Here is a 7,990-nt window from a genome sequence, read left to right on the forward strand (position 1 = left end):
CCGGGTTACGACGGTCAGTCCCTGCATTGGCGCATTCTTGAAGCGCCATTCGGCACGGAGACGGTGACGGTGGCCGCGACCGCGCCCTATCGCGCCATATATGGGCCGCTGCGCGACGCGCTGCTGCCGCTGGTGCTTGCGCTGGTCGTGTTGGGCCTGTTGCTGGTCGGTGCCATGCTGGCGCAGGTGCGGCTTGGGTTGCTGCCGCTCGCCGCCCTTAGGACCGGCCTGGCCGATATCCGCGCTGGCAAGCGCGGCGCGATCTCCACCGACCAGCCGAGCGAAATCCTGCCGCTGGTTGAAGAGGTCAACAGCCTGCTTGCCGAGAATGCCGAAGGGCTGGCGCGCGCCAGGCGCCATGTCGCCAATCTGGCGCATGGGCTGAAGACGCCTCTGGCGACGCTCGGCCTTTCGCTCGACAGTCGCGCGGCCACATCGGGGCCGATCACCCCCGGCGCCGCCGCCGCCATGCGCACCCAACTCGAATTGATGGAGCGGCTGATCCGCCACCATCTGGCGCGCGCGCGCGCCGCGGTCCTGGCTGGTCCGGCGCGCGCCAGCACCAATGTCGCGGGACGGTTGAGCGACCTTGTCGGCATGATGGGCAACATCCACCGCGAACGCGGCTTGACCTTCGATCTGTCGGCAGCCGCCGACGTCGTGGTTGCCACAGAGACACAGGATTTCGACGAAATCCTCGGCAATCTGCTCGACAATGCCTGCAAGTGGGCGCGCTCGCGCGTCACTGTTTCGGCTGTAGCTGATCAGGGCCGGGTCATTATCGACGTCGGCGACGACGGTCCCGGTCTCGATCCGGCCGCGATGCCGGAGGCGATGCGGCCGGGCCGGCGTATCGACGAGGCGACGCCGGGCCATGGCTTCGGCCTTCCGATCGCCGCCGAACTCACGGAACTCTATGGCGGAAGTCTCGATCTGTCTCGCGGAACGTCGGGCGGATTGCTCTGCCGGGTGGTCCTGCCGCGAAGTCGCTGACCGACATTTTATAGTCGTTTCACGGCGGATACGGTCGACTTGGTGGCTAAATTGCCCAATCCCATCCGATATCGAATTGAACGGAAACTCTTATCAATTTATTTGCGTTGGTACGGCATGGTTGCGGCCCATGGAGTTGAACGAATGAAGCTCGATCTATCGGCGACGAGCTGGGGAAGGGTGATCGCTGTCACCCTGATCGGCACCGCATTCTTTATTGCGGTGGCGTTTTTCGTCGATTCTTTCAATTTCCTCTATCTTTCGCCCGAGGCACTGTGGCGGGCGCAGATGACCGACCTGTTTCTGCCTTTGCTGCTCGGCGGATCGTTTCTCTTTGTCCTCATGTGGAAGATCCGCCAGTTGGCGATCGCCCAGCGTGACCTCAGCGTGATTGCCGCGACCGACAGCCTGACGGCGGTGCTGAACCGTGGCGCCTTTTCGATGCTGGTCGAGGCCTATCTCGAGCATACCAGCAAGGAGGAACACACCCGCTCCGGAGCGCTGCTGATCATCGACGCCGACCACTTCAAGTCGATCAATGACCGCCTTGGCCATGAAAGCGGCGACCAGGCGCTCAGACTGATAGCGCAGGCGATCAAAGGGCAACTGCGTGGCGTCGATCTCGTCGGCCGGATCGGCGGCGAGGAATTCGGCGTGTTCATGCCCGGTGTGGACCCCTCGCATTCCTGGCTGGTCGCCGAAAGCATTCGACGGCGCATCCGGGAGATGGATTTCTCTCCCGGCGGCAGGCCTTGCCCGCTTTCCGTCAGTATCGGCGGAACGAGCTTCAGCGGCCCGACCACCTATGAGGAGATATTCTCCGCTGCCGACCGAAGACTCTACACAGCAAAGGCAAATGGGCGCGACCAGGTCAGCTTCGATCCGGCGGGTGTTTCACCGGTGCCGTCGCCCAGCGTCGGCACGGTGCATTGAACGCAAAGCCGGGAGCCGCGGATCGCGATCATTTGCGCCGATTGTCGCGCCGGCAGAGCTTTCGCTTTGACCACATCACGCTAAAGGTATTCTCCGGCGCCCCCACGGGGCTGGATGATCGGGCAGGGCCTTCTTCGCATGACACTGACGGGCGTGGCGGCACTGCTGATCCTGGTCCTGACCTATGCCGGTGTCGCGGTCGGCCGTATACCAGGCCTGCGCCTCGACCGGGCGGGGATCGCGCTGCTCGGTGGCGCGGCGATGATCGCCATTGGCGCGCTCAGCATGGAGGATGCCTACCGGGCGATCAATTTCGACACCATAACGCTTCTGCTTGGCATGATGATCGTGGTGGCGCATCTGAAGATCTCCGGCGCTTTTCGTGGGCTCGGCGCCGTTGCCATCGAACACGCGCACGCGCCCTTCATGCTGCTGGTCATGGTGACGCTGCTGACCGGCGTGCTGTCCGCCTTCCTGGTCAACGACGCCATCTGCCTCGTGATGGCGCCGATCGTCGTCCACGTCACCCGAATCATCAACCGCAATCCGATTCCCTACCTCATCGCCACCGCCACAGCGTCCAATTGCGGCAGCGTCGCCACCATCACCGGCAACCCGCAGAACATGGTCATCGGCGCGCTCTCGGGCATTTCCTACCCGGCCTTCTCGGCGGCGCTGGCGCCGGTCGCGCTGTTCGGACTTGTCGCCGTCATAATCATCGTGCGCGTCGCCTATCGGGCGGAATTCGCCCGCACCGCGCAACTTGACCCAGAGGTCTCGCGCGGTCGGATGCATCGGGGGCAGGTGTTGAAGGCGGTGATCGTCTGTGTGGCGCTGGCAATCGCTTTCTTCGCCGGCGTTCCCGTCGCCAAGGCGGCGCTCATCGGCGGCGCCATCCTGCTGCTCACCCGATCCATCAAGCCCCAACGCATCTACCGCGAGATCGACGGGCCGTTGTTGTTCATGTTCGCTGGTCTCTTCGTGGTAGTCGCCGGCGCGGAGAAGACGCTGCTGACACCGGACCTGATCGCCTCCGCCAAGGGGCTTGGACTGGACGATGTCTGGCGGCTGTCGGGTTTTACCGCGGTGCTTTCGAACGTCATGAGTAATGTGCCGGCGGTGCTGGCGCTCAGGCCTTTCATACCCGGCCTCGAAAATCCCGAACGCGCATGGCTGGTCGTCGCGATGAGTTCGACCCTGGCCGGCAATTTCACGTTGCTCGGCTCGGTCGCCAACCTGATCGTCGCCGAACAGGCCAAGACGGCCGGCGTGCCGCTCTCCTTCGGCGCCTTCTTCAAGGTCGGCCTGCCATTGACGCTGATCACGCTCCTTGCCGGTACGGCATGGCTGGCGCTCGGCTTCTAGCACGCGACCCGCGCCCCTCGAAAAGGAAGCGACCGGGCGTATCTCCGATGGACAAGCGACCCCGGGCGTTTCAAATGACACCGCTGCGATCCAATCGGTCGGGCGTGCCAGGGGGTGTCGGTGTCGATTGCGCGTCGGTGGTGGGCCTATCAGTCCTATCTGAAAGCTGAATTCGAGGGCGCGGCCCCGAGCACCATGTGGCGGTTGCGCGGCCTGCGTCGCGGCCACCAGTCAAAGGCCCTGGTGATGCTCGAGGACGAGGCGTTTCGCCGTCGCGACTACATCCCGTACACGCTGCTCATTCGACGCCTGGCTTCCTACAATTACCGGCTTGACCGGGCCCTGTTCAACAAGCTGAACCAGAAGGCCTGGCTTGATCTCGTCATGCCGTCGGTGGCGCCGCCGATGACCCACTATGTCGCCGGTCGACACCTTGTTCATCTTGCGAACCCGGACGACCGTCTCGGGCTCGAGGCAATCCTGCAGCTTGTCCAGGAGAAGGGCGAACTGTTCCTCAAGCCTTCCGGAGAGGGGCAGGCGCGTGGCGCGCTCAGGCTGGTCGACATGCCGGGTGGATTGCATGTCAACGGCAAGAAGGTCGAGCCTCGGGAGTGGCTGGACGGTTTTGTAAGCCAGCGGCCGGTCGGCTACACGGTGTCCGATATCATTCAGCAAGGCTCGTGGAGCGAGGCCTTCTTTCCGCCGACGCTGAACACGCTTCGCGTCCTCACCGGAACCCACTTTTCCAACCATGAGCCGGTCATCCTGGCGGCGACGATGAAGATGGGCCGGCCGGCGACATATCCCACCGACAACTGGCGCGTCGGCCGTGGCGGCATCTCGGCCCTCGTCGACACCGCCACGGGCGTGCTGTGTCCGGGCCTCTCCTACAATCCGGAAACGAAGCGACGCCACTTCAGCGACCGGCATCCCGACACGGGCGCCCGGATACGGGACGCCGTCATCCCCGACTGGACGCTGGTGAGGTCCCGGCTGCTGCAACTGGCGGGTCTTTTGCCTTATCCCGGGCTCATTGGCTGGGACGTCGCGCTGACCGATGACGGCATCACCATCGTGGAGGCCAACACCACGCCCGGCCTCGCAATTCATGAGAGCCATGCCAGTTTGAAACGGACGGCCGAGCAGCGGGCATTCTGGACTGAAATGCACATCTGAGCGGTCCGGACCGCCTGGACTAATCTTCGTTCCGGCGCCGAGCCTGGACCAGCGTCGCGGCGGCCCGTCCGGCCGCTTCGATGTAGTCGGGATTGCGATGGACAAGCATGACCGAAAAGGCGCCGTCCAGCAGCAGCACGATCTCGCGCGCCAGGATTTGTGGCTCATCGACGCCGCGATCGGACAGTTCTCCAGCCAGCCAGGTTTCGAAATTCGACTTGTGCCGCGAACCGGCCTTGATGGCGGGATGTCCTGGCATCGAGGCGAGTTCGGCGGCCGTGCGCAGGAAGCCGCATCCCTTCCACTTAGGGTTCCGCGCCACCCGCGCGAGATTGGTGAAGATCGCCTCGACCTTGCGTTCCACATCGCCTTCGGCGGCGTGGAACCAGCCAGCCATCTGCTTCAGGTTGGGCTGGTCGCGGCCGTCGAGATAGGCAGCGATCAAATCGTCCTTGCTCTTGAAGTGATAGTAGAGCGTCCGCTTGGTGAGCCCGGCCTTTTCGGCGATGGCATCGACGCTGACCCGGCCGATTCCCTCGGCATAAAACAATCTCGTCGCTGCTGCGACAATGCGTTGGCGGGTAGGGCTGGACAGCTCAGGCATGCGATAAAGTATACCGACTAGTGAATATACAGGCAATCGAAAGCGTGATCCGTTTCCGGGGTTTCTGGAAAGGAAAAACGATGACCGATCTTGTCTTGAGCGAGACCCGTGACGGGGTAGCTGTCCTCACTCTCAATCGTCCCGACAAACTCAACGCATTGAACTATGCCCTGATCGACAGGCTGCTGGCCCTCCTCGATCATCTCGAAGTCGATGTCGGGGTGCGCGCGCTCATCCTGACCGGCGCCGGGGAACGAGCCTTCTCGGCGGGCGGCGACATCCATGAGTTCTCGGCCAGCGTCGCGCTGGGCGCCGATGTCGCGATGCGCGATTTCGTCATGCGCGGGCAGCGGCTGACGTCGAGGCTGGAAGCGTTTCGCAAACCCGTGATCGCGGCCGTCAACGGCATTGCTTTCGGCGGCGGGTGCGAGATCACCGAGGCCGTGCCGCTCGCCATTGCCAGCGATCGCGCGGTGTTCGCCAAGCCCGAAATCAACCTCGCGATGCCGCCGACCTTTGGCGGAACCCAGCGCTTGCCGAGGCTGGCCGGGCGCAAGCGCGCGCTCGAACTGCTTTTGACCGGCGATTGGTTTCCAGCGTCGCGCGCGCTTGAACTTGGCCTCGTCAACCAGGTTGTTCCGCATGGCGACCTGATGCCGGCAGCGTTCGATCTGGCCAGGCGGATCTTGCGGCGTTCGGGGCTGGCGGTCGCCAGCATCCTCACGGCCGTGGCGCGTGGCCTCGACCTGAGCATCGCCGACGGTTTGCTGGTCGAGGCCGAGCAGTTCGCCCGCATGGTTCCGACCGCCGATCTTCGAGAAGGGCTCGATGCCTGGATCCGGCGGCACAAGCCGGGCCATGACGGGTCATGGACACATATCGCGCGACCCGACGAGGCGAGGCGAAGGTCCCTGGCGCTGGATCGGGACGATGCCTCCGGCGGATGGCAGAGATAGTCAGCGCTTCCGGCGGGGCTATTCCGTTTTCACCAGCCGGGCCGCTGTCGCCAGCAGGTCGGTTTGCGTGATCAGGCCCAGAATATGCCTCGCACCATCGACGACGATGACGGCGTGGCTGCGGCCGTCGGTGAGGATCGGCAACAGTCCCATGGCCGCGGCACCAGGGGAGGCGGTCGCCGCGTTCGACAGCATCGACCCGACGGTGCCAGAGGCCAGCATCAGTTCCCGCAAGCCGACGGTGCCGGCGAGCCTCGCATCCGTGTCGACGACCGGCAAGGTGCGGATGTTGTGATCGAGCAGCAATTGGCGTGCGGTCTCGGCTGGTGTGTGTTCTTGCACCGAGATCACATCGCGCGACATGATGTCTTCGCACAAGAGGGTCTCGTGCGCCCGCGCCATGGCCTGCAGTTCGACCTGTCGCAGCAGCCGGTCGAGGTCGTCGCGGTCGATGTCGAATGTTTCCTCGAGCGCTTCCAGGGCGGCATCGATGTCCTCGGGCCGGAAGCCGACGCGCACCCGCGCCGGCGGATCGATCGTGCCGTGGCTATTGGTCGGGGCTGGAACCGGCACGTGCGGGTAATTGCGCCGCGACAGCTTGTGGAAGCCGTAGCCAAGCACAACCAGCACGATCGAGTTCAGCGCCACCGGAACAAAGGGAAACAGGAAGCCAGCCGCGGTGACGGCTGGTCCACCGAGCACCGCTGTCAACGCGGCGGCTCCGCCGGGCGGATGCAGGCAACGGGTGAGCGACATGACCGCGATTGCCAGCGCCACGGCGATGCCCGCGGCAAGGGCCGGTTCATGGATGAAATGAGCGACGGTCACGCCGACAAGCGCCGATAGCGTGTTGCCGCCGATGATCGACCATGGCTGCGCCAACGGGCTTGCCGGCACTGCGAACAGCAGCACCGCCGATGCCCCGATCGGGCCAACCAGCAACGGCACGTGCGCACCGTTGCCAAGCGCAAGGCCGCCGATCAGGCCGGTCAGGGCGATGCCGATCATCGCGCCGATGCAGGCGATGACACGTTCGCGCGGCGTGGCGCCGGCAAGGATGGGAACGAAGAGGCGAAAGGCCATGAAGTCGGTAACGGTCATCCAAGGGGAAGGGAGAAATCGTTCTGATCCCCCGCAATGACGCGACGAGAGCGAATTTGAAAGCCAAATCAATCCCGCAAACCAAGGTCTAAAGGGATGGAATTTCGCGCCGCCTTGTATTCCCGCAGGTCAGCTACGCTTCACGAGCCTCTCAAAAGTGCTTGACGGGACTTCCAAGTCGGTTCTGCCCATTACTCGTTCAGGTGGACGCGGCAGCGTCCAGGCCGCGCATGAGGTCGGCCTTCAGGTCCGCGACGTCCTCGAGACCGATCTGCAGGCGGACCAGCGGCCCATCATGGGTGGTTTTTGCAATGACGCGGTCGCCGATCCAGACCGGCACCGCGAGGCTCTCATAGCCGCCCCAGGAGTAGCCGAGCCCAAAGATCCGCAATGCGTCGAGGAAGGCGTGCTGCTGCTTCTGCCCGCCGCCGGCCAGCTCGATGGAGAAAATGCCGCTCGACCCGCAGAAGTCGCGCTTCCAGAGGCCGTGGTCGGGATGGCTGGGCAGCGCCGGGTGCAGCACGCGCGCAACGCCGTTCTGGCCCTCCAGCCAGGAGGCGATTTCGAGGGCGCTGCGTTGGTGATGATCGAGGCGCACGCCCATGGTGCGCAGGCCGCGCAGCACCTGGTAGACGTCGTCCGGCCCCGCGCAGCAGCCAAGGGTGCAGAAGCTTTCGAAGAGATGGTCCCAGCAGTTCTCATTGGCCGAGACCGTGCCCAGCAGCACGTCGGAATGGCCCGCCGGGTATTTCGTCGCGGCATGGATCGATATGTCCACGCCATGGTCGAGCGGGCGGAAATAAAGCGGCGTTGCCCACGTATTGTCCATCATCACGATGGCGCCTGCGGCGTGCGCCGCCTT

Annotated in this window: 8 protein-coding genes; 5 read left to right on the top strand and 3 right to left on the bottom strand. The window is 64.3% G+C overall.

Annotated elements, in window-relative coordinates; translation table 11 throughout:
* From WC739_RS23270 to WC739_RS23285, 4 genes are all read left to right on the top strand, one after another.
* Positions 1 to 993, top strand: a 993-nt coding sequence (locus WC739_RS23270) for a sensor histidine kinase (protein WP_372955345.1), incomplete at its 5' end; no start/stop codon positions are given.
* A gap of 42 nt (positions 994 to 1,035) precedes the next feature.
* Positions 1,036 to 1,926 (top strand): GGDEF domain-containing protein, encoded by an 891-nt coding sequence (locus WC739_RS23275; protein ID WP_372955352.1) that lies wholly within the window; start codon positions 1,036 to 1,038, stop codon positions 1,924 to 1,926.
* Between the two features lie 138 nt (positions 1,927 to 2,064).
* Positions 2,065 to 3,291, top strand: a complete 1,227-nt coding sequence (locus WC739_RS23280) for an anion transporter (protein ID WP_372955346.1) — start codon at positions 2,065 to 2,067, stop codon at positions 3,289 to 3,291.
* A gap of 120 nt (positions 3,292 to 3,411) precedes the next feature.
* A complete protein-coding gene (locus WC739_RS23285) occupies positions 3,412 to 4,467 on the top strand; it encodes a sugar-transfer associated ATP-grasp domain-containing protein (RefSeq protein ID WP_372955347.1) in 1,056 nt (351 codons plus the stop codon).
* A 19-nt stretch (positions 4,468 to 4,486) separates the two neighbouring features.
* On the opposite strand, the gene WC739_RS23290 is transcribed toward WC739_RS23285, so the two are convergent.
* A complete protein-coding gene (locus WC739_RS23290; RefSeq protein WP_372955348.1) occupies positions 4,487 to 5,071 on the bottom strand; it encodes a TetR/AcrR family transcriptional regulator in 585 nt (194 codons plus the stop codon).
* 80 nt (positions 5,072 to 5,151) lie between these two features.
* On the opposite strand from WC739_RS23290, the gene WC739_RS23295 reads away from it, so the two are divergent.
* The gene (locus tag WC739_RS23295; RefSeq protein ID WP_372955349.1) at positions 5,152 to 6,027 is read left to right on the top strand and encodes a crotonase/enoyl-CoA hydratase family protein; all 876 of its coding nucleotides are present in this window, start codon (positions 5,152 to 5,154) and stop codon (positions 6,025 to 6,027) included.
* Between the two features lie 18 nt (positions 6,028 to 6,045).
* Here the strand turns inward: WC739_RS23295 and WC739_RS23300 are convergent, their stop codons facing one another.
* Both WC739_RS23300 and metC read right to left on the bottom strand, forming a co-directional pair.
* Positions 6,046 to 7,110, bottom strand: coding sequence for an HPP family protein (locus tag WC739_RS23300; RefSeq protein ID WP_372955350.1), 1,065 nt, complete (start codon positions 7,108 to 7,110; stop codon positions 6,046 to 6,048).
* A 217-nt stretch (positions 7,111 to 7,327) separates the two neighbouring features.
* Positions 7,328 to 7,990: cystathionine beta-lyase (gene metC, locus WC739_RS23305; RefSeq protein WP_372955351.1), on the bottom strand; the 663-nt coding region annotated here is incomplete at its 5' end.

The organism is Mesorhizobium sp. (genome assembly GCF_041661565.1).
Taxonomy (GTDB): domain Bacteria; phylum Pseudomonadota; class Alphaproteobacteria; order Rhizobiales; family Rhizobiaceae; genus Mesorhizobium.

Bases quoted from the DNA above. Each gene is read 5' to 3' on its own strand.
- WC739_RS23280 (WP_372955346.1), top strand. From the start codon at position 2,065: ATGACACTGACGGGCGTGGCGGCACTGCTGATCCTGGTCCTGACCTAT.
- WC739_RS23290 (WP_372955348.1), bottom strand. From the start codon at position 5,071: ATGCCTGAGCTGTCCAGCCCTACCCGCCAACGCATTGTCGCAGCAGCG.
- WC739_RS23295 (WP_372955349.1), top strand. From the start codon at position 5,152: ATGACCGATCTTGTCTTGAGCGAGACCCGTGACGGGGTAGCTGTCCTC.
- WC739_RS23300 (WP_372955350.1), bottom strand. From the start codon at position 7,110: ATGGCCTTTCGCCTCTTCGTTCCCATCCTTGCCGGCGCCACGCCGCGC.